The sequence below is a fragment of the Arsenicibacter rosenii genome, assembly GCF_001870735.1.
Taxonomy (GTDB): Bacteria; Bacteroidota; Bacteroidia; order Cytophagales; family Spirosomataceae; genus Arsenicibacter; species Arsenicibacter rosenii.
Genome location: NZ_MORL01000002.1, coordinates 104,378 through 126,615 on the forward strand (window position 1 = coordinate 104,378; position 22,238 = coordinate 126,615).

General features: G+C 53.4%; 19 protein-coding genes and 1 tRNA gene. 15 read left to right on the plus strand and 5 right to left on the minus strand.

Annotation, left to right across the window (positions count from 1 at the left end; all coding sequences use genetic code 11):
• Positions 1-16 precede the first annotated feature (16 nt).
• From BLX24_RS04380 to BLX24_RS04405, 6 genes are all read left to right on the plus strand, one after another.
• Positions 17-532, plus strand: coding sequence for a hypothetical protein (locus BLX24_RS04380; RefSeq protein ID WP_229201697.1), 516 nt, complete (start codon positions 17-19; stop codon positions 530-532).
• Between the two features lie 166 nt (positions 533-698).
• The gene (locus tag BLX24_RS04385) at positions 699-1,064 is read left to right on the plus strand and encodes a hypothetical protein (RefSeq protein WP_071501886.1); all 366 of its coding nucleotides are present in this window, start codon (positions 699-701) and stop codon (positions 1,062-1,064) included.
• A 187-nt stretch (positions 1,065-1,251) separates the two neighbouring features.
• Positions 1,252-2,295, plus strand: coding sequence for a tRNA preQ1(34) S-adenosylmethionine ribosyltransferase-isomerase QueA (queA, locus tag BLX24_RS04390; RefSeq protein ID WP_071501887.1), 1,044 nt, complete (start codon positions 1,252-1,254; stop codon positions 2,293-2,295).
• A 58-nt stretch (positions 2,296-2,353) separates the two neighbouring features.
• Positions 2,354-3,064, plus strand: coding sequence for a 2-C-methyl-D-erythritol 4-phosphate cytidylyltransferase (locus tag BLX24_RS04395; protein WP_071501888.1), 711 nt, complete (start codon positions 2,354-2,356; stop codon positions 3,062-3,064).
• 8 nt (positions 3,065-3,072) lie between these two features.
• The gene (locus BLX24_RS04400; RefSeq protein WP_071501889.1) at positions 3,073-3,987 is read left to right on the plus strand and encodes a LytTR family DNA-binding domain-containing protein; all 915 of its coding nucleotides are present in this window, start codon (positions 3,073-3,075) and stop codon (positions 3,985-3,987) included.
• 110 nt (positions 3,988-4,097) lie between these two features.
• Entirely contained in the window at positions 4,098-4,796 is a 699-nt protein-coding gene (locus BLX24_RS04405; protein ID WP_071501890.1) for a DUF2306 domain-containing protein, read from the plus strand.
• Between the two features lie 117 nt (positions 4,797-4,913).
• Here the strand turns inward: BLX24_RS04405 and BLX24_RS04410 are convergent, their stop codons facing one another.
• The 3 genes from BLX24_RS04410 to BLX24_RS04420 all read right to left on the minus strand — a co-directional run bounded on the left by BLX24_RS04410 (position 4,914) and on the right by BLX24_RS04420 (position 9,550).
• Complete coding sequence (locus BLX24_RS04410) at positions 4,914-5,540, minus strand: SGNH/GDSL hydrolase family protein (RefSeq protein ID WP_071501891.1); 627 nt, start codon at positions 5,538-5,540, stop codon at positions 4,914-4,916.
• Between the two features lie 184 nt (positions 5,541-5,724).
• Positions 5,725-6,453 (minus strand): ABC transporter ATP-binding protein, encoded by a 729-nt coding sequence (locus BLX24_RS04415; protein ID WP_071501892.1) that lies wholly within the window; start codon positions 6,451-6,453, stop codon positions 5,725-5,727.
• 64 nt (positions 6,454-6,517) lie between these two features.
• Positions 6,518-9,550, minus strand: coding sequence for a tetratricopeptide repeat protein (locus tag BLX24_RS04420; protein ID WP_071501893.1), 3,033 nt, complete (start codon positions 9,548-9,550; stop codon positions 6,518-6,520).
• Between the two features lie 84 nt (positions 9,551-9,634).
• On the opposite strand from BLX24_RS04420, the gene BLX24_RS32590 reads away from it, so the two are divergent.
• The 7 genes from BLX24_RS32590 (at position 9,635) to BLX24_RS04450 (ending at position 15,679) form a co-directional block, all read left to right on the plus strand.
• A complete protein-coding gene (locus BLX24_RS32590; protein WP_218160677.1) occupies positions 9,635-9,793 on the plus strand; it encodes a hypothetical protein in 159 nt (52 codons plus the stop codon).
• A gap of 223 nt (positions 9,794-10,016) precedes the next feature.
• Positions 10,017-11,540 (plus strand): F0F1 ATP synthase subunit beta, encoded by a 1,524-nt coding sequence (gene atpD, locus BLX24_RS04425; RefSeq protein ID WP_071501894.1) that lies wholly within the window; start codon positions 10,017-10,019, stop codon positions 11,538-11,540.
• A gap of 79 nt (positions 11,541-11,619) precedes the next feature.
• On the plus strand, positions 11,620-11,865 hold the full coding sequence (atpC, locus tag BLX24_RS04430; RefSeq protein WP_071501895.1) for an ATP synthase F1 subunit epsilon: 246 nt from the start codon (positions 11,620-11,622) through the stop codon (positions 11,863-11,865).
• Between the two features lie 102 nt (positions 11,866-11,967).
• Positions 11,968-12,504, plus strand: coding sequence for a DinB family protein (locus BLX24_RS04435; protein ID WP_071501896.1), 537 nt, complete (start codon positions 11,968-11,970; stop codon positions 12,502-12,504).
• A 104-nt stretch (positions 12,505-12,608) separates the two neighbouring features.
• Positions 12,609-14,834 (plus strand): S9 family peptidase, encoded by a 2,226-nt coding sequence (locus BLX24_RS04440; protein WP_071502299.1) that lies wholly within the window; start codon positions 12,609-12,611, stop codon positions 14,832-14,834.
• 62 nt (positions 14,835-14,896) lie between these two features.
• The gene (locus BLX24_RS04445) at positions 14,897-15,565 is read left to right on the plus strand and encodes an NUDIX domain-containing protein (RefSeq protein WP_071501897.1); all 669 of its coding nucleotides are present in this window, start codon (positions 14,897-14,899) and stop codon (positions 15,563-15,565) included.
• A gap of 42 nt (positions 15,566-15,607) precedes the next feature.
• Positions 15,608-15,679 (plus strand) — tRNA-Arg (locus BLX24_RS04450).
• 79 nt (positions 15,680-15,758) lie between these two features.
• On the opposite strand, the gene BLX24_RS04455 is transcribed toward BLX24_RS04450, so the two are convergent.
• On the minus strand, positions 15,759-17,138 hold the full coding sequence (locus BLX24_RS04455) for a DUF4403 family protein (RefSeq protein ID WP_083421834.1): 1,380 nt from the start codon (positions 17,136-17,138) through the stop codon (positions 15,759-15,761).
• A 176-nt stretch (positions 17,139-17,314) separates the two neighbouring features.
• On the opposite strand from BLX24_RS04455, the gene BLX24_RS04460 reads away from it, so the two are divergent.
• Together BLX24_RS04460 and cysM are read left to right on the plus strand one after the other, a co-directional pair.
• Positions 17,315-19,018, plus strand: coding sequence for an AMP-binding protein (locus BLX24_RS04460; protein WP_071501899.1), 1,704 nt, complete (start codon positions 17,315-17,317; stop codon positions 19,016-19,018).
• Between the two features lie 136 nt (positions 19,019-19,154).
• On the plus strand, positions 19,155-20,039 hold the full coding sequence (gene cysM / locus BLX24_RS04465) for a cysteine synthase CysM (RefSeq protein ID WP_071501900.1): 885 nt from the start codon (positions 19,155-19,157) through the stop codon (positions 20,037-20,039).
• Positions 20,040-20,102: 63 nt separating this feature from the next.
• Here cysM and BLX24_RS04470 read toward each other — a convergent pair whose 3' ends face one another.
• Positions 20,103-22,139 (minus strand): OPT family oligopeptide transporter, encoded by a 2,037-nt coding sequence (locus BLX24_RS04470; RefSeq protein WP_071501901.1) that lies wholly within the window; start codon positions 22,137-22,139, stop codon positions 20,103-20,105.
• Between the last annotated feature and the right edge of the window lie 99 nt (positions 22,140-22,238).

The following is a 22,238-nucleotide window of genomic DNA, read 5'->3' on the forward strand; positions in this document are numbered from 1 at the left end:
TACGTTCCGGAGCAACATGAATTATTCATACATCATAAAGAAGCGTCTTTTTTTGCCGGGTCTGGTGCTGATGATGCTGGCCGCGTTTTTCCTGACGGCTTGTGAGCAAACGAATTATGATCCCAATATGAGCGTGGCGCCGGGGGGCGGTACAGTATCAACCTACAAGGCGTATACACTGGCGTCGGCCGACAGCAAAAATATCTATGGCCGTGTGGTGTTCTACAAATACAGCACAGCCGTGACCCTGGTACAGATTGGTTTATACAACACGGCAAGTTCAGCTACCTACACCGCTTCTGTTTTTCAGGGGACGCTGGCGGGTAACCTGGCTACCGTTCTCAAACCGCTGGATACGGTGAGCGGGGCAACGGGCGCTTTTGCTACGAACAAGTACTTCACTATCAGCGAAGCCGGTTTTTACGACAAACTGACTACCTATAACGCCAATGTAAAGGTGCTGGCGGGGACGACGGTAGTGGCAGGCGGCAATATCGGCGCCAATGCCGCTCCGGTTGAGCAGTCGAATTAAGAGAAAGAAGTAAACGTTGTTATTCATAGCCGACCTTCCTGGAAGTTCAAAACTTCCAGGAAGGTCGGCTATGACCCGGCGGCTCGTATCCTCGTTTATTGGCGGGGTGAAAAACTATTTCAGGCGTAGTCGGTTGATAAAGCATCAATCGTCTACAGACAACGTTATGGAACATTTCACTACTGTGACCGAGGCCATGGAGAGCCTCCGTCAACGCGGATACACCTATGAATTTGCGCCGGAAGGAAATCACCTGAAGGCAAACGGCGAAGAGATGCGGGTGCGCAGCAACGAATTTAACGTGGATGAATTTCACCGGTTTGAAGGTACGTCTGATCCGGGTGACGAAATGACCGTTTTCGGCATTACGACCAGCAACGGAAAGAAGGGGATTTTTGTGATGGCGCAGGGAACGTATGCCAACGAAGCGTCATCGGAACTGATGGCTAAATTTTCGATTTCTGACCGTGCCGATGTCAATACAGAAGGCGCTGTACAGCCCATAAATTCGATGCCGGAGAGCGGTAAATAAGTAAAAGTCAAGTTATTCACTGGCAAAGCCCGGAAAGACGAACGGTCTTACGGGTTTTTGTGTATATTTGCGATCTTCACAAAATCGGGTCGGACCGCGTGGGCGGCCCCGCGCCGATGCGTCGAACTGCATAGGCAACCAGCAAGAGAGGTTGCCATACGGTTGATTTTTTGGGTGTAAAAATTCTATGAAGCTATCTGAATTTAAATTTGACTTGCCCGAAAGTCTGATTGCCAAGTACCCTGCGGAACGCGGTGAATCCAGATTAATGGTCGTTCATCGCAAGACGAAAAAAATCGAACACAAAATGTTCGGTGATATCCTCAGTTACTTTGATGACGGGGATGTAATGGTCATTAACAACACCAAGGTATTTCCGGCACGGCTGTACGGTAATAAAGAAAAAACCGGCGCAAAAATAGAAGTCTTCCTGTTGCGTGAACTGAACCGCGACATGAAACTATGGGATGTTCTGGTTGATCCGGCCCGTAAAATCAGGGTAGGAAATAAGCTGTACTTCGGCGATAGCGATCTGGTGGCCGAAGTGATTGATAATACTACATCACGCGGTCGTACAATCCGGTTCCTGTTTGACGGCTCACACGAAGAATTCATGAAAGCCGTTGACGAGCTGGGCGAAACGCCACTGCCCCGTGAGATCAAACGGAAAACAGAAGATGCTGACCGTGAGCGGTATCAGACTGTTTTTGCCGAGCATATCGGTGCGGTTGCTGCCCCGACAGCCGGTACGCACTTCACCAAGGCCATGATGAAGCGCATGGAGATCAAGGGTGTACATTTTGCTCCTGTTACGCTGCACGTTGGTTTAGGTACCTTCCGGCCGGTTGATGTTGAGGATCTGACCAAACACAAAACCGATTCAGAGAATTACCGTATTGAAGATACGGCAGCCCGGATTGTCAATAAGGCGCTCGATGAAACCAAGCGGGTTTGTGCTGTTGGAACTACCTCGCTTAAAGCCCTTGAATCGTCGGTGTCGGCCAATAGCCGCCTGAAAGCGGTTGAAGGCTGGACGGATAAGTTTATCTTCCCGCCTTACGAATTTAAAATTGCCAATTCGCTGCTGACCAACTTCCACCTGCCGGAGTCGATTCTGATCATGATGACGTCGGCATTCGGTGGTTACGATCTGGTGATGGAAGCTTATGAAACCGCCATAAAGGAGAAGTATAAATTCTTCAGCTACGGCGATGCGATGTTAATTTTATAAAGACCAGTATAGACGGGCTGGTGATTAGTGATTAGTTTGCGGAGAAATTCAGAATCCAATGAATCCTCAGCCACTAGCCACTAGTCACCAGCCTCTTTTTTGTATTATTGTTGCCGGCGGCAGCGGTAGCCGGATGAAATCCGACGTGCCCAAGCAGTTTTTGCTCCTGAACGGGAAGCCGATTCTGCAACATACCATTGAACGCTTCTTAGCTTACTCGCCTAACCTCCGGATCATCCTTGTGCTGCCCGCGCGCGACATGAACCGCTGGACGGAGCTTTGCGATCAGCATAATTTTTATCCTCCGATTCAGACGGTGATCGGCGGAGCCAGCCGTTTCCAGTCGGTTCGGAACGGACTGAAGAAAATCTCGGCCAAAGAAGGCCTGGTTGCCGTCCATGATGGTGTCCGGCCGATGATTACGACCGACGTGATTGGTGCCGGTTTTGATACGGCCGCTGAACAAGGCAGCGCCGTAACCTGTGTGGCGGTAAAGGACTCCGTGCGGGTTGTCGAACCCGATGGGACCAGCAAGGCCGTTGACCGGAGCCAGTACCGGTTAATGCAAACCCCGCAGACTTTCCGGCTGAGCGACTTCCGGCAAGCCTTCACTGTAGAGGAACAGCCGTTTTTTACCGATTGCGCCAGTGTGATGGAGTTTGCCGGTTATGCTATAACGCTGGTAGAAGGGACTTACGAAAATATAAAGATCACAACCCCCGAAGACCTGCACTGGGCTGAAAGCGTGCTGGCAGGGCGGGGTGTATAACCAAGACAATGCTCCGGATACTGACCCAGCCATACCCGTCTTCTGATTTACCGGTCAGCCGCCAACTGCTGCGGGCCGGCATCATCGGTGGTTTTGTCGGGTTGTTTTTACTGTTGTTTCAGCCGTTTGGAATGAACATCTGGCGTACCGAAGCCAAAGCGCTGAAAATACTGGGATTCGGGGGGATCACGTTTCTGGTGACGTTTATCCATTTTACGATCTGGCCCAGATTACTTCCGGCCGTTTTTGCCGAACAGCGGTGGACGGTCTGGAAGGAAATTCTGTTTATTCTGCTCAATATCCTGCTGATTGCCCTGGCAAACCGGTTTTACCTGGTTTACCTGACAGACCAGCACGCGAGTCTGCCTAATTTCATCTGGATGCTGCTGGCTACCCTCCTGATCGGTATTTTTCCGACAGTAGGGTCCGTACTGATTAATTACATTGTTCAGCTCCGGAAATACAGCCAGGCTGCTGCTGAGTTGCCGGTTACGCCTCATGAACCAGCGCCGCAGCACCCGCTGCCGGACACTACAGCGCCGACTCACCCGGACGTAATGCCGCTGACATTGGTAGCCGAGAATGAAAAGGATACCCTTACTCTGTTGCCGGCGGAGCTGCTGTTTATCGAGTCGAGCGATAACTATTGTACCGTGCATTTTCTGCGGCAGGGGCAGCCTGCCCAGGTCCTGCTGCGGAGTAGCCTGAGCCGTATGGAGGGACAGCTGCCGCAACAGGTCCATTCGCCGTTTGTACGGTGTCACCGGTCGTATGTGGTCAATCTGGATCAGGTAGTCAAGGTAACCGGTAATGCACAGGGCTATAAACTCCATTTGCAGGCGGGTGAGTACCAGGTGCCGGTGGCCCGGAAGTACAACGATACCCTTGTTGCAGAGCTGAAAGAGGTTGCCAAACGTCCCTAATCCCCCGAAATCGCCCCGATTACCCCAAAAAGTTGCTAAACAGCCCTCTTTTTTGCGGCCATCAGAAAGACCGGCTACGTTTGTTCCATCAATTCGAAAACACAAAAACGATGGAAACGCTCATAAAACTTTCGCTTATCACCCATATTGCTGCCGGTACCATTGCGCTCTTAACCGGTCTGATTCCGATGTTAGCCAAAAAGGGTAGCCGCCTGCATAACCGTGCCGGTCTGCTCTACGTGTACTGCATGATTGCGGTGGCGGCGTCAGCGGTGTTGCTCTGCGTGTTCCAGCCGTTTAAACTATTCCGTCTTTTCCTGGCCGGTATCGCTGTGTTTAGCTTTTACCTGAGTTTTACGGGCTGGCGGGCCACCAAACAGAAAAAGACCGGCCCCGCTTTCGGTGACCGTGTACTGACATTCGTAACGCTGGCCGTCAGTATCGGCATGATCGGGTTTGGCGGCTGGCTGTTGTCGCAGTCGTTCTCGGTGGTGAGTGTGCTATTCACCTTTTTCGGAGTATTGACGATGACGTTTGCCGTCCAGGATGTGCGTCTGATTGGTAAGACACCCGAAGCGCAGCACTGGTTTTTTCAGCACTTTACCCGCATGGGTGGTTCGTATATTTCGGCATTCACGGCCTTTGTGGTCGTTAATATCGGCCGGATCGCCGGTGACCATGTACCGGCCTGGCTGGGTCTGGCCGGCTGGATTGCTCCGTCGCTGATCGGAGGTATGCTGATTGGCCGTACCGTCCGTTACTACAAAATCAAATTCAGCACCCCGAAAAAAGTGGCGGTTGCGGTGTAAAGAACGATTTCCTTTTTGTCATGCTGAGCCTGCGAAGCATCTGTAGCCTTTTACCAGAAAAATCCGATGAGATGCTTCGCAGGCTCAGCATGACAAGCGTTAATCATGTCAAAAAAACTATTGTAACAGTTTCTTCACAACCGGCAGGGCCTGTTCGGCCCAGAGTTTCATCTGCTTGCCGGAATAATGCAGTCCGTCCGACGCAAAATGACTGGTATCCTTTGCGTACTGCCGCGACAGCGGGGTAATGTCGACATAGGCAATGCCCGCCGCCCGGCACTCTTCCTGCGCAACGGCGTTGAAGGCATCAATTTCGGCCCCTACCTTTTGCCGGTCACGACCTTCCGCAAACGGCGATTGCCCCCAGTCCGGGATCGACAGCACAAAAACACGGTTGGGTTTCCCTTTGGCATACCGGACGGCTGTTTGCAGCAATTCGCGGAACCCGGTCCGGTAGGTGGCCAGCGACTGACCGCGATACTGATTATTAACCCCGATCAGCAGCGATACCAGGTCGTAGGTCTTCGTGTTGCCTGAAGCCTTGATCGCGTCCTGTAGTTCACTGGTAGTCCAGCCGGTACGGGCAATGATATCCGGATTACCGACATCCATCCCGCCTTTCCGGAGTAAACCCGCCAGTTGAACACTCCACCGGTCGGCCTCGCCGACGCTTTCGCCGATCGTATAGGAATCACCGAGAGACAGGAAGGAATATGCGGTATTGGGGGATGTTGATGAAACCATCGGATCAGAAGACGTTTGTGTACAGGAAACAAATAATAAAAATACGACACTCAGCCAGGGCGGCAAATAAGCCGGACCGTGGGCGTGTCGTACGGAGGAAGCATGTGTTGAATTCATAAAAAAACATCGGTCTGATTTTATGTACGCCAAACCGATGGCTCTGGATTCAACCGGAAAAGGATGTTTACTGTTCAGGCTGGGAGCTTATAAAGGCTCTTGCCTTGCGGATGTTGGTATTGACGCGGTCGCTTTCAATCAGACCGTCGCGGAGCCGGATGATGCGGTGGGCATATTCGGCAATATCTTCTTCGTGCGTAACCATGATCACGGTATTGCCCTTGCTGTGAATCTGGTCGAACAGGTCCATGATTTCGTACGACGTTTTCGTATCGAGGTTACCGGTCGGTTCATCGGCCAGCAGGATGCTGGGGTCGTTGACGAGGGCACGGGCAACGGCCACCCGCTGGCGCTGACCACCCGACAGTTCGTTGGGTTTGTGGTGCGCGCGGTTTTCGAGTCCTACGTTTTTGAGCGCCTGCATGGCTTTCTCGGTACGATCGGCTTTGCTGTAGCCTGCATAAATCAGGGGCAGCGCCACGTTTTCGAGCGACGACTGGCGGGGCAGCAGGTTAAACGTCTGAAAGACGAAGCCAATCTCTTTATTCCGTACCTCGGCCAGCGCGTTTTCGCCCATGTTGCTGACATCCTGCCCGTTCAGTATGTATTGGCCTGAGGTCGGTGTATCGAGGCACCCCACAATATTCATCAGTGTCGATTTACCGGAGCCCGACGGCCCCATAAAGGCGACGTATTCTCCTTTTTTTACCGAAATCGTGATGGATTTCAAGGCATCAACTATTTCGCTACCCATGATGTAGCGTCTGGCAATGTTGTGGGTTTCAATGATGTTCACGTCGTATTAGGTTTTTAAGGACGGACCGCAGCTGCGTCGGGCAGTTATGGACAGCAAAGCTAACCTATTGACCGAATTTCTCATTCGACTTTTCGATTAATGCCAGCTTTTCCTGATAAGCCGCTAAAAAAGCCTGATAGTCGGCGGGGGTGGTTGTTTGCTGCAGCTGAGCGAGTTCAGTAGCTGCATAATCACGAAGCCCCATGGTCAGGCATAAATCAATGTAGGTCTTGAGTAACTCCGGCTGGTCGCGGTTGAACGGCAGGGCCGCTACTAACGCCTTGTAAGCCGATTGCACCTGCTTTTGCTGACTCCGGAAACGGGCCACGCCGGTAACGATATCGGCGCGGAGAGGAGCCAGCGTCAGTGCTTGGTTGAACCAGTTCTGCGCCTGTGCCGGATTCTTTTTCAGAACATAGGCCTGTGCCAGATAAAAGGCACGGTCGGCTGCATGGTCAGGCAGCATGGGTTCTTTGGCCAGCGCAATGGCGGCATTCCCGTTCCGGCGTGCCACGGCCAGGCGCAGTGCCAGCACGTTTTCAACCGACCGTGCATAGGCTCCCAGCCGGTCTGGTTTGGGTAACTGGCTCAGAATCATCTGGGCATAGAACCACTGTTTTGAGGCAATATACCGGTCAATCAGGCTTTTACCGGCCACGGCCTTGAGGTCGGGTGTGCTGATCTGTTCCCAAAGCTTGCCGCGGTTGAGGTCGTCGGTACGATAGACAACATAGAACGCGCGTTCGATATCGGTTTGGGGGGGGCGCTCGTCATACAATACCTGTTTGATGGCCGTTACGGTTGAATCACGGCGGGCGGCGGCTTCCCACCGCGACTGCGCCAGCGGCAGGTCTCCGGCTTTGGTGTAGGCAATGGCCTGATAATAAAGCGAAACCGTGTCGGTATTCATCTGAAACTGTTCTGCGGCTGACCGGTACAATTGCTGGTCGATCATGAGCAGCCCCAGAATACTCTGGTAATTCAGGGCGTTAGGCTTACGGACAGACGTTCCCTCGGCCAGCTGCCCGATCAGACTGAACGCCGTCAGCGGCTGATGATTGTGGTATTCGGCCATGGCGCGGGCAAACAGCAAATCATCCGTGAAGTCCTGATTATCGGGACGTTCAAGGGCTTTCCGGATGGTGTTGGTCAGGTTATGCACGGGCCTTGCCGCACTGAGTGCATAATTGTACAGACTGGCAAACCGACCGACACTTAAGCCCATATCGGTTTGGCCGGCCGAAAGCCAGGCAGGAGCTTCCGGCAAACTGGTATCCCGGCGCGCCACCAGGCGCAGGGCCAGTGCGTTGGCCTGATACGATTCATAGGTAATGGGTTCGGTATTGGCCAGTGAGGAGTCGGCCGCGAGCACCTGCGGGTTCTTGACATAAAGTGCCAGCAGGTTTGATTTCGGCACGTCAGGTTGCTTGCTGGTTTTGGTGGCGGTATCAAAGTAAAAATACGCAGAATCGGCAACGCTTGTCCGGGCATAAAGAAAGCCGAGGTTGTTGCGGAGCTCCCCGCTTTGCGGAAATGCCTTTATACCCCGTTGCAGAATCTTAACGGCTTCGAAAAACAGGCTGTTCTGCAAATAGGTTTGGCTCAGACTGGCATAGGCCTGCGGGCTTGGCTGTTTCAGCAACGCCTGTGAGAAATAGTAAGCCGCCGTTGGCCGGTCTTCGTCAGTAACGGCGAGGGAGGCCATCGAGTAATTCGATTTGTGGTTCTGGAACTCATGCTCAAGGGCCTGCTGGTAAAAGGCTCTGGCCGACGCCAGCTCGCCGGTAGCGATGTACAGATCGCCGAGGCCGTTGTAATAGCCCGCCACCGATTGCCGGAACGGGAAAAAGTCCTGTAGTCCGATGATCGCAAATACAGCAAAGACCCCCATTACCCGGAACAGGCTCAATTCGAGCCGTTTGGGTTTGTATAGCACGCGGTGAACGGGCAGGCCCTGCTCATAGATGGGCAGAAAATTAATGCCGACATACACCAGAAAGAGTACGCACATTACCAGATGGCTATACACGATGATGTCTTCAAAGGCTTCAATCAACGGGTCGTTGGCCGTACCGAACAGGTAGGCAATGGTCAGTGTGCTTAGCAGGGCCAGACCCGCATACAGAAAGGCGCCCGACTCGCCGAAGGAAAAGGAGGCTTGTTGTTCCGTCAACCGGCGGAAACCCCAGATGCCGACAAGGGCTGACAGCAGGTAAATCACAAACGGGCTGATCGCCAGGAGATCCCAGTCGATAACTTTGGTGTTGCGCAGGGCAATCAACAGCAGGTTGACCAGGTATAGCAGGCTAATGTAGATCAGGTTGTTAAAACCCAGGATTCGTTTTTCGGCCACGTCGGTATTCCCCGAAAAGTTGGCCGAAGTCAGCCAGACCAGCCCCGCCACAATCTCCGCACTGATAAAAAAGATAAAGCCCATGGCCAGGACCAGCAGTGCCGGCATCCCATAGCTGATGGTGGTCAGGGCCGGAAACGGCGTTTGGGCAAAATACCCCAGTACGCCGGCAATGGCAGCAATCAATCCGCCGAAGACCGCCAGCCGGACAGGCATCAGCACATCGGGCCGGAAGGCATGAAAGTAATAGCTGAGCGAAATGAGCAGAAAGGCGATGACCAGAAACAGGTAGCGGCTGTCGGCGCCCAGCCCGTCGAAGCCCGGGACGGCAAGCATCTCAAACCGGAAGGTAGACAGGGCTACCAGAAAAATACCCATCCCGATAAAGTACTTCAGGCGGGGCAGGCGGGTGAGGGCACTCAGCACCATGGTCATGGCGATGCAGACGCCCGTAAGCAGCACTGTGGCCATCCACGGCGCAATGGTCATGGCCGAAGCCACGAACTGCTCGGAAACGGCATAGGTTTTTCCGCGGACCGGAAAATCGAGCAGCCCGTCGCTGAAGGTATAAATCGTTGCCGGCAGGTCGAGCAGTTCACTGAGAACATCCCAGCGGATCATGTTCGCCAATCCCCGCCACCAGACTAAACAAAAGGCAACAACAGCGGCCAGCAGCAGCAACAGCGACAGTAGATATAGTATCCGGTACGACCGGCTCCAGGTTTTCCAGAAGAGCAATGACATGAATGAATGAAAAAGAAGCGATATGCACGCACCAGTCAGTGAGCCTGCTGGTTTTCGGTGTCAAAATTAATGGATGCTAAAGATATGCAACGAATGAACAGGGAGGATAGTGTTCCGGCGGGGCGGAATTCCCGGCGGAACAATGGCCTGCGGGTATTGAAAAGGCCGGAGCGGGATACCGCTGCCGCTAATTTTCCGGCCCCTGTCACCAAAGAAGGAACGGGTGTATATAGTAAAAAATAACCAGTGTCCCGGCGTAGTGCTCAAAAATTGAGCGACTTACTTTTGTACAAATCTCTGCAAATCGCGGTTTGGGTCAGATTTTTGGCCAAAAGCTTGTCAGAAAAACGGTTTTGCTTGTTAGTCAATAATATTTGATTAAAATGATCGTTGCCTTTCCGCTGATTTTCTTCTAATTTTGCGTCCTGAAATACAAGCAACTTCTTTTACACCTATTGATAATCCAATGATTACGGCAACGGCAGTCAATAAGGGCAAGATTACACAGGTGATCGGTCCGGTAGTAGACGTGAGTTTCGAGGGCGAAGGCTCACGGATTCCGGCCATCCTGGACGCCCTCGAAGTAACTAAAGAAAACGGCCAGAAAGTTATACTGGAATGCCAGCAACACCTGGGTGAAGATCGTGTGCGGGCAATCGCCATGGACTCTACCGAAGGTTTGCGTCGGGGCATGGATGTAATTGACCTTGGTGGCCAGATTAAAATGCCAACAGGCGAAGGCATCAAAGGTCGTCTGTTCAACGTCGTCGGTGAAGCGATTGACGGTATTCCTCAGCCAAAGAGCACAGGGGGTATGTCGATTCACCGTGCGGCTCCTAAATTTGAAGATCTTGCTACGTCAACCGAAGTACTGTTTACCGGTATCAAGGTAATTGACTTGCTCGAACCGTATGCAAAAGGTGGTAAGATTGGTCTGTTCGGTGGTGCCGGTGTGGGTAAAACCGTATTGATTCAGGAGCTGATCAACAATATCGCGAAAGCGTATGCCGGTCTGTCGGTATTTGCCGGTGTGGGTGAGCGTACCCGCGAAGGAAATGACCTGTTGCGCGAGATGATCGAAGCCGGTATCATCAAGTACGGCGAAGAGTTTAAACATTCCATGGAAGAAGGCGGCTGGGACTTGTCGAAAGTAGACATGGGTCAGCTGGAGCAAAGCCAGGCAACGTTTATCTTCGGTCAGATGAACGAACCTCCGGGAGCCCGTGCACGGGTAGCCCTGTCGGGTCTGACCATTGCCGAGCACTTCCGCGATGGCGACGGTACCGGTCAGGGTCGTGATATCCTGTTCTTTATCGACAACATCTTCCGCTTTACACAGGCAGGTTCTGAAGTATCCGCTCTCTTAGGCCGTATGCCATCCGCCGTAGGTTACCAGCCAACACTGGCTACGGAAATGGGTGCCATGCAGGAGCGTATTACATCAACCAAGCGTGGTTCAATCACATCCGTACAGGCCGTTTACGTACCTGCCGATGACTTGACTGACCCTGCGCCGGCAACAACGTTTGCCCACCTTGACGCCACAACCGTATTGAGCCGGAAAATTTCCGAGCTGGGTATCTACCCTGCGGTGGATCCGCTGGACTCAACATCACGGATTCTGACGGCTGAGGTTGTTGGTGATGAGCACTATGACACCGCTCAGCGGGTAAAACTGATTCTGCAGCGCTACAAAGAACTGCAGGATATCATCGCTATCCTTGGTCTGGAAGAATTGTCGGAAGAAGACAAACTGATCGTATCGCGGGCGCGTCGTGTACAGCGCTTCCTGTCGCAGCCGTTCCACGTTGCCGAGCAGTTTACCGGTCTGAAAGGCGTACTGGTACCAATCGAAGATACCATCAAAGGGTTCAACGAAATCATCGACGGTAAGTGGGATCACCTGCCGGAAGCTGCTTTCAACCTTGTTGGTACAATCGAAGACGCCGCTGCTAAAGGTGAGCGTCTGATGAAAGAAGCCGGACAATAATACAAATGGATAATGGGTGTGCAGACACGGTTAATCATCCAGACTACATAGTTCATTATCCATTCCTCATTTATACGATATGACGCTCGAAATCATAACGCCTGACCGGAAAGTATTCTCGGGAGAGGCAACGGCCGTTACCTTTCCGGGTAGCGAAGGTCAGTTTCAGGTACTGAACGACCACGCTCCTCTGGTAAGCACACTGGCCCGCGGACCGGTTACGATTCAGACAGCCTCTGGCCAACAAACATTTACCGTTGATGGTGGTGTGGTTGAAGTATTGCGCAACAAAGTGTTGGTGCTTGCCGAAGCGGTTGTCAGCTAATACCATATAAAAGCGGCCCAAACTGCCGTTTTTCGGAAGGACAAGTCGAAAGGCTTGTCCTTTTTTTATAGCTTCGGGGCTGTAACTGATGAACCTGATCCAATGAAACGCTCCGAAATCCCCTTCATGCCCGAGTTCTTCGACCGCTACATCAACCGCGTGGCCGATATCGAACTCCTGGACGCCCTGTCGGCCTTTGACCGCTTCGAAAAAATTGTCCCTGCCGAAACGCTGACCGCGCTGGGTGACTCGATCTACGCGCCGGGCAAATGGACGATGAAAGACATCGTACAGCACCTGATTGACACGGAACGCATTATGAGCTACCGCGCACTCCGGTTTGCCCGCAATGATCAGACGATACTGCCCGGTTTTGACGAAGATCTGTTCAGTACCTCGGCGCATGCTACGACGCGCCACCTGGAAGACTTGCTCGATGAATTTGCCGTGGTGCGTCAGGCGAGCATCGCTCTCTTCAACAGCTTTGATGAGGAAATGCTGCTGCGGACGGGGATCTGTTTTAACAAAAGCGTCTCGGTGGCAGCGATTGGTTTTATCCTCGCCGGCCATCCGATTCACCACGGACACGTTATTCAGGAGCGTTATCTGCCTCTGCTCAGCGCGACAGGATTGATATGATTATAGGATTAACAGCGATAGGTGTTAACATCCTGTGCATCCTGAAATCCTGTCAGCATAAAAGGAGATTGTTTCGTATTTTCGTCCTTCAAGACCCGATCAACATGCTGAAACAAACCTTTGTGATCGTCGCTCTAACGGTTCAGGTGGCCTATGCGCAAACCAAACAGAAAATCGTGGCGACGGATTTAACCCGCATTAAGCAAGTCGGGGGCATTCAGGTAGCCCCGAACGGTCAGCAGGCGATTTATACGCTGACGACCATCGAACCCAACCCCGACCAGCGGGACGAATACGAATACAAAACCCATCTCTACGTTACAGACCTGAAACCCGGCACGGCCAAAGCACTGACCCGTGGTGCGGAAAGCGTTCGCGGGGCGGTGTGGTCACCCGATGGCAAGTCACTTGCTTTTGCCCGGACTGTCCGGGGCAAGTCTCAGATTTTTGTGATGCCGCTGGATGGCGGCGAAGCCTGGCAGCTGACCAACAGCCAATACGGAGCCTCGAATCCACGGTGGTCGCCCGACGGGTCGAAGATCGTTTTCTCAACGGGCGTGACCTTCGCCCAGATGCTGGCCGACTCGGTCCTGAATCCCGGCAAACGGACACCGGCGTGGTCGCTCGAAAAACCGGGCTTTACCAGCAACGACTACATCAAACCCGATAAAAAAACCAAACCAAATCCCGATGGCTCACTGGCCGAAATCCGTGCGTATCTGAATAAGGACGTTGAGGATAAAAAGGCGAAGGTGATCAACCGGCTGAATTTTCAGGGTGAGTTTACGACCGAGCCCGATATGTCGTTTACGCACCTGTATGTCACGGATGTACGGGATGGCGCACTTGCCAAAGCACTGACCCACGGCTTTTATTCGTTTCAGGGCGCTACCTGGATGCCCGACGGGAAAAACATCCTGGCCGTGACCGACCGCGATACCTTGCAGCATCCGGACCGCGAGAATGCGAATGCCATCATTGCTCTGCCGATCGACGGATCGGGCCGCCGGACGGTGTTGCTCGAAGAAAAAGGACGCAGTTATTCGGCGCCCGAACTCTCGCCCGACGGCCGCTTGCTGGCGTTCCTGACCAGCCCGTCGGAAGGCGTAAACTTCGGTCAGCTGGGTGTGGCTACGCTGAACGGACTGTCGGTCACCGGTAAGGATCTGGTAACCTTTGACCGCGCAGCCGGTGGCCTGAAATGGGTCAGCGCAACGACAACCAGCGGAAAGAGCAAAAAGGCCACAACGCTGCTGCTGTACTTCACGGCTCCGTCGAACGGCGGGGTGCCGCTGTACCGCCTTGATCCGGCGACGAAACAAATCAGCCAGCTGACGGATTTTGAGAGCGGGGTTACCGGCTTCGACGCATCGGGCGAAAAGGTGGTGTTTGCTAAAACGGAAGTAGCCAACCCGTCGGAATTATTTGTAGCCGATGCCGTCGCTAAGAACGCACAGAAGCTGACTACCCACAATGATTGGGTAGACGGAAAACTACTGAGCAAACCCGAAAAACGGATTTATAAAAACTCGCTGGGGCAATCGGTTGAGTACTGGATCATGAAACCGGCGGCGCTGGCGGGTGGTCAGGCGGCGGGTGAGCAGAAATATCCGTTGTTGTTGCAGATGCACGGCGGCCCGACGGCCATGTGGGGGCCGGGTGAGGCATCGATGTGGCACGAGCTGCAATATTTCTGTGCGCAGGGCTATGGCGTTGTCTACGCTAATCCGCGCGGATCGGGTGGCTATGGTATTGCATTCCAGCGTGCCAACATTAAGGATTGGGGCACTGGCCCCGCCGAAGATGTGCTGGCTGCCGCGACCGATGCGGCGAAGGAAAACTGGGTTGATACCAGCCGTCAGGTGATCACCGGCGGATCGTATGCGGGTTATCTGACGGCCTGGATTGTTGGGCACGATAACCGGTTTAAGGCTGCTTTTGCGCAGCGGGGCGTATATGAACTGACGACGTTTATGGGCGAGGCCAACGCCTGGCGGCTGGTGCCAAACTACTTCGCGTATCCGTGGGTAGCCGGTGCACAGGCTATTCTGGATGCCAACTCGCCGTATACCTTCGTAGATAAGATCAAAACGCCGCTGCTGATCAAACACGGCGAAAATGACCTGCGGACGGGCGTTTCGCAAAGCGAAATGCTGTACAAGAGCCTGAAGATTCTGGGCCGTCCGGTGGAATATGTCCGGATGCCGGGCGCCACGCACGAGCTGAGCCGCACGGGCAACGTACGCCAGCGGATCGACCGGATTCTGCGGATTTATGAATTCTTCGAACGGTATGTCGGCCACGGCGCGACGGGGTTAACGCAAAAATAAACGACAGGTATCCCGATCTATTTACTTTCTTACGGCGCGGAGTAACCCTCCGCGCTACTTTTATGGAAAAACTGGAAGACGCACCAAAGTTCCGTTTCTGGAAGCAGAATGCCGAAGCAAACGGGTTGACGATCAACAAGATCGATGATTTTTATATCCGCCGCCGCCACAACGGCGAAGTCCTGTTTGCAATGCTTGAAATCGACGCCGATACCCCCGAGGGCGATAAAATTCCGCCTGCCTTATTTCTGAAGGGGCATGCGGTATCGGTACTGGTTGCGCTGATCGACAAGGAGACGCGGGAGAAGTTTGTGGTGCTGGTCCGGCAGCGGCGGATCTGCGACGGTTCGCATTCGTATGAGCACCCCGCCGGTATGGTGGATGCCGACGACGATGCGGCCGATGTGGCGGCCCGCGAGCTGGGTGAAGAAATCGGTCTGACGGCCACCGCCGCCGAGCTCACGCGCCTGAACCCGCGGCTGTGGTTCCCAAGCACCGGCACCAGCGACGAGGGCATGCATTTTTACTTTATCGAGAAGGAACTGACGCGGGCGGAGATTATGGCGTTCCATCACCGCGACATGGGCAATCAGTCGGAGTTTGAGCGGATTACGACGGCGGTCGAGACCTTGCCGGCCTCACACAAGCTGATCAACAACGTAAACGGGTTGCTGTTAAACTTCCTGTACCTGCAGCACGTCGGCGATTATGAGACGATGAAATTGTTGTAAATATATTTTTTTTGTATATTTGCACTCCCAAATAGGGAAACTGCTCCCGTAGTTCAATGGATAGAATTATGGTTTCCGGTACCATCGATAGGGGTTCGAATCCCTTCGGGAGCACAATCTTACAATTTAGGCTAATCAGTTTGAGAGCGAAAAATCTCAAAATCAACTGATTAGCCTTTTTTTGTTGCCCCCCTCACAACTCCTGCACCCTTACCTCCACCCGCGACTGTACGTTAATCAGCGTCTGAATGCCATCGGGGCGGACAGCAACGCGCTGGGGCACAAACCGGAAATATGGAATCGTCAAATCGGTTTTCTGGCCGGCGTTTGATTGCTCAAAGGCTTGACTAATCTTGCGCGGCAAAGCCTCAATCTGATCGTGGAGCGGGAAGGTGAGGACGTGTTGCAGGGAGTCGAGCAGGTGGTCATGAATGAGTGTGGCCGCACTGCTCACCAGCGCCTGCTCGGTGTTGACGTCGAAACCGAGTTTTTCGATCCGCAGGGTATTGGTCAGCGTGTCATATACGGGTCGGCCACGGAAGTACAGCGTTCCGCGTACCATGCCGCGCACATCGGCTTTCACAATAATTGCCTGTTGACCACCGTATACCGAGGCTTCTTTAATAGTCAGCATGCCGCTGGCCAGCGAAAATTTTTTCTTATGTAAGGTCTGGGCTAACAGCTGATTGAGGGCTTCGTAACGGACAAAACTCATGAGGTGCAGGTCGGAGCGCTCCGGTACGTCAGGGCGCTTTTGCAGGTTTGGTAAGACCGAATCCGGGACTACTTCGGGGCGTTCACCAAGGGCGGTTCGCGTCCGGAAGGCAATCCGGAGCGGAATGGTAATCGATTCGCTGTCGCCCTGGATAGTCGCCGTTGCTACGCTGATCGGTTTGGGCAATAGCCACAGTCCGTACTCCTTGCTCAGGCGCAGGGGCTTTTGTAAATCCTTCCAGATAGGTTTCACCATTTTGTCGAGCCGGAGTTCCTGATACACCGCTGAGTCGATGGCACTTTCGATGCGGGCCTGCTGGCTTTTCAGTAGATCATCGGCCAATTTGGTCAGTTCAATTTCTTTACCGAATAACTTAATACCTGGTTTTTTGATCCATTGATAATCGGCAAATTTAGCTTTGGTGAGCAACCGCCAGTTTGGTGTTACGGCCAGTGTGCTGTTAAAATTGACGTGCAGCTGGCAAAAGGCTTTTTCGGTCTGCTTTTGTTCGGACTTCAGCGGATTAATCAGCCACACCTGTATCGGGGCCGAAAAGCTCACGCGCTCACCGACATACCTGATCTTTACCGACCCCATGCGTTCGACACGTAACGGCAGCAAACCGCCCTTTTTCCCTTTCTTCGACTCCTGACTGATCAGTACAGGGTCCAGCGATTCATTTATTTTTTTTTCCAGTTCAGACAGGCGAAATGATATTGGCCCGGCCAGATACGAGATCTGATCGGGAATGGCCGGGTCGAAACCTTCTGCCTTCGGGGGCTGCGGTTTCACTTTTTTACAACCAATGGCCAGAAATAGTAGTGTAAAGCAGGTTAATAAACCAAAAATCCGTTGCATTTTCATTGCCTGATAAACAGACAAATGATGTAAAAGTTAGAGAAAATTAGCTACGTAACGACTTTTAGTCATAGGCCGGATTATTCGTACGACAGACCGTATATTTTAGGAAATAAAACTATACCTGTCACGATTTCGTTTTATTTTTGCTTTATAACATACAAAAGCCCACAGACATGGAGTCACAAACTTCGGCAAAAAACTACCCTTGGCTACGCTTTTACCCTGAGGGGGTTCCTTATGAAATCAATCCCGATGCCTATCCATCGCTGATTGGCCTGATCGAAGACGGATGCCAGCGTTTCCGCGATCAGCCTGCATATGCTTGCATGGGCAAAAAAATTACGTTCGGGGAATTAGATACCTTATCGAAAAATTTTGCTTCGTTTCTGCAAAACGACCTTGGCCTGAAAAAAGGTGATCGCCTGGCTATTCAGATGCCGAACCTGCTGCAGTATCCGATTGCCATGTTTGGTGCTTTGCGGGCGGGGCTGGTTGTGGTAAACACAAACCCGCTCTATACGCCCCGCGAGATGCAGCATCAGTTCAAAGACTCGGGCGCAACGGCTATTGTGATCCTGGCCAACTTCGGCAGCAACCTGGAGAAAATTCTGGCTCAGACGGATATTAAACACGTAATTATTACCGAGATCGGTGACCGGCTCGGCTTCCCGAAAAAGCTGATTGTCAATGCGGTGGTGAAATACGTGAAAAAGATGGTGCCCGCTTTTAACCTGCCGGGGGCTGTTTCGTTCAACGACGCGCTCGCCAAAGGCAGCAGCCGGCCCATGAAACCGGTAGCGGTAAATGGCCAGGATCTGGCGTTTATCCAGTACACGGGTGGTACGACCGGGGTGTCGAAAGGCGCGATGCTGACCCACCGGAATATTATTGCCAACGTCGAAGCGCAGGATGCCTGGATGAAACCGGCTACGGTGGCAGGCACGTGTGAGGTACTGGTAGCAGCCTTGCCGCTGTATCACGTCTATGCGTTGACGGTGAATGCCTTAGCGGCGTTGAAGTCGGGGGCGATGAACCTGCTGATTACCAACCCGCGCGACCTGAATGCGTTCATTGATGATCTGAAGAAATACGAAATTACGACCATGACCGGGGTGAATACCCTCTATAACGGGCTGCTGAATCATCCGCGGATCAAGGAGGTTGATTTCAGCCACCTGAAAATCACGTCGGCGGGTGGAATGGCCCTGCAAACGGCGGTGGCTGAACGTTGGGAAGCCCTGACCGGCTGTAAACCGGCAGAGGGTTACGGACTCTCGGAAACGTCGCCGGTCCTGTCATCAAACCCGGTTGATGGGAATGCGCGGATCGGGACAATCGGTATCCCGTGGCCAAGTACGCAACTAAAGCTGGTAAAGGACGACGGCACCGAAGCAGCCCTGGGCGAACCCGGCGAGATCTGGGCCCGTGGTCCGCAGGTATTTAAAGGCTACTATAACCGCCCTGATGAAACGGCAAAGGTCATGGAAGGCGACTGGTTTAAAACCGGTGATATCGGCGTGGTAGATGCCGATGGCTATTTCCGGATCGTGGATCGTAAAAAGGACATGATTCTGGTGTCCGGCTTCAACGTGTACCCGAACGAGATCGAAGATGTGGTCGCTAAGTGCCCGGGTGTGCTGGAAGTTGCCTGTATCGGAGTGCCGGATGCCCGGTCAAATGAGGTGGTGAAGGTGTTCGTCGTGAAAAAAGACGACAGCCTGAACGAAGACCAGATCAAAGCCTATTGCCGCGAAAATCTGACGGCCTATAAAGTGCCGAAACAGATTGAGTTCCGGACCGAATTGCCAAAGTCGAACGTGGGTAAAATCCTGCGCCGGCCGCTACGGGAGGAGGAGCTGGCAAAGCTGAAGAAATAACCATCTTCTGCAGGGTGGGTAACCATAAAAAAGGAGTTTGACAACTGACGGTGGGTGTTCGTTTGCGGAAGTTTCATGAATTTTGAACTTCTGAAACCGGACCGGCTGTTCAAGTTATCAAACTCCTTTTTTGATTATGGCTACACTCTTAGACCTTGTAGGTAATACGCCCCTCGTCGAACTCAACCGCATGGCCGCAGATGCGGGTATCAGTCCCAATGTCAAAATACTGGCAAAACTGGAAGGAAATAATCCCGGCGGTAGTGTGAAAGACCGTGCCGCTTATAGCATGATCCGTGGCGCACTGGATCGTGGTGATCTGAAGCCAGGCATGAAACTGATTGAGGCAACGAGTGGCAATACCGGCATTGCACTGGCCATGATTGCGCGTTTGTTCGGGGTGGATATTGAGCTGGCCATGCCTAAAAACTCAACCCGTGAACGTGTTTTAACGATGGAAGCCTTCGGGGCAACCGTAACCCTCACCGAAACGATTGAAAGTGCGCGCGACTATGCGGAAGAGCAGGTGCAAAAAGGCGGATTTCTGATGCTGAATCAGTTTGCCAACCCTGACAACTACCTGGCACACTACCGGACAACAGGCCCTGAAATCTGGCGGGATACGGCCGGTCAGGTGACGCACTTTGTCTCATCAATGGGAACAACCGGTACAATCATGGGGACGTCGCGTTTCCTGAAAGAGCAAAATCCGGATATTCAGATTGTGGGCTGCCAGCCGACTGATGGTTCGTCGATTCCGGGTATCCGGAAATGGCCGCAGGAATACTTGCCGAAAATCTTTGATCCGCAGCGTGTTGACCGTGTCATTGAGGTGTCGCAGGAAGAGGCTACCCGGACGACCCGGTTACTGGCGAAAGTTGAAGGGGTGTTTGCCGGTATGAGTAGCGGTGGTGCGACATGGGCCGCGCTGCGCCTGGCCAGCGAGCTGGAATCCGGCGTGATTGTCTGCATTATCTGCGACCGCGGCGACCGCTACCTGTCGTCGGAGTTGTTTGGATAGTAAGTGGAGGTACCTTCCCGGAAGCACAAAACTTCCGGGAAGGTACCTCCACTTTACAAAACCCTACTTCGTTGCGATGCGCCAGACCATGGCGGCAAGCCCGGCAAACGATAGCGCTCCCAGCAGCATATAGCCTTGTTCGCCCAGCATGCCGGTAAGTCCGTGTTCCAGCGAGATGCTGGCCAGGGCGTTAAACACAGTGTCATTGACCGAGAGCAGGGCCACAGCCACACCGGCCAGCGCGCCACCGGCTACCAGCCCCGTCGAAAACAGATTACCACGGCTCAGGTCAGCATCTTCTTCGGCCTGCGGGTTGTTTTTGTCTTTGCGTTCCACAATAGCTTTGACCAGCCCACCGGCAAAAATCGGCAGGGTTGTCGATAGCGGCAGGTAGAGCCCTACGGCAAAAGCCAGCGCACTAACGCCACACAGCTCAAATACAAAGGCAAAGAAGGCGCCAACCAGCACAAACTGCCAGTCGAGGTTAAACGACAGTAACCCTTTAATCAGCGTAGCCATCAGGGTACCCTGCGGTGCCGGAAATTTATCGCTGCCGATGGCATGGGTAATGCCCTGGGCCACTAAGTCAGGGGTTGGCGTATCCAGAATCTTTACGGTCGCACCGATCACCAGCGACGAAACAATGACCCCGATAAACAAGGCCATCTGCTGGTATTTTGGGGTAGCACCGACCAGATAACCGGTTTTCAGGTCCTGCGAGGTGGCTCCCGACGTCGCCGCAGCAATGCAGATCATCCCGCCCACAACGAGTACGGCCGGTTCGAATGCTTTGCCGGTCAGGCCGAAGGCGATGAAAATCAGCGCCGTGCCCATGATCGTCGCAATGGTCATCCCCGACACCGGCGACGACGACGAACCAATCAGGCCTACAATCCGGCTGGCAACGGTAACGAAAAAGAAACCGAACACGATTACCAGAATGCCCAGCAGGAGTTTGGTCAGGATGGTATCGCCCGGAATCTGGGGCATAACGACCATCAGTAACACCAGCGCCAGGCTACCGGCCGCCACAACTTTAAACGACAAATCCTGCTCTGTCCGTTTGGCCGAAGAGGCGTCTGCGCCCAGCGAGCGGTTGCCGCCCAGACTTTGCTTAAACGAGGCCACAATGGTCGGAATAGTTTTCAGGAGGGTCATAAAACCGCCCGCTGTCACGGCTCCGGCTCCGATCTGCCGGATGTAGGCGCGGTAAATAGCAGCGGCCGTATCGCCGAACGCATGTGTTTCGGGATTCCAGTTGCCGGGGCCACCGGCCGTGGTCAGGTTGGTCAGGTAGCCGAGCTTCACGAGTTGGGCGGCAATAATATCGCCCGGCACCAGCGTGGCCAGCAGCGGAATGAGGCCCAGCCATGCCAGAATGCCGCCACCTACCAGAACGGCAGAGATGCGGAAACCGATGATGTAGCCCACACCCAGGTACTCCGGTGTAATCTCGCCCGAAACCTGGGCCGACGGAAAATAGCGGTTGGCTTGTTTGGTGGCCCAGACCGGTACTTCAGCAATGACGTGCAACACCTTTTGCAGAAAAGCATAGAGCAGCGCCACTCCCAAACCCTGATAGGCCGTTTTGGCAAAATCACCGCCGCGCTCACCTGCAATCAGTACCGAGCCGCAGGCGGTACCTTCGGGGTAGGGCAGCTTGCCGTGTTCGTCGACGATCAGCGATTTGCGGAGCGGAATCATCATCAGCGTGCCCAGCAAACCGCCCAGAATAGCGAGTGTCAGGATCGTCCAGTAGTTGAAAAAATCAGCACCGATGCTTTGCCCCGCCTCGGTCTGACTCAGAAACAAAAAGCCCGGTAAGGTGAATACCACACCCGAGGCAATACTTTCGCCGGCCGAGCCTGTGGTCTGGATGATGTTGTTTTCGAGAATGGTCGTGCCCAGATAGCGGCGGCCCAGCGAAATGGCCAGTACGGCAATCGGGATGGAAGCCGACACGGAAAGGCCGGCTTTCAGCGACAGGTATACGGTAGCGGCTCCAAACAGAACGCCGAAGAGGGCTCCGGTCAGAATGGCTTTCAGGGTAAATTCTGCCGGAGACTGGTCGGCCGGAATAAAGGGTTTAAACTCAGACATAGGAAAGGATGAAGGGTAGCCGGTGAAAAATAAGCATCAAGTTAGGATTAATCCTGAAAACGTGTGTGGTCCGCGTTTTGGCAGGGCACAAAAAAGCCG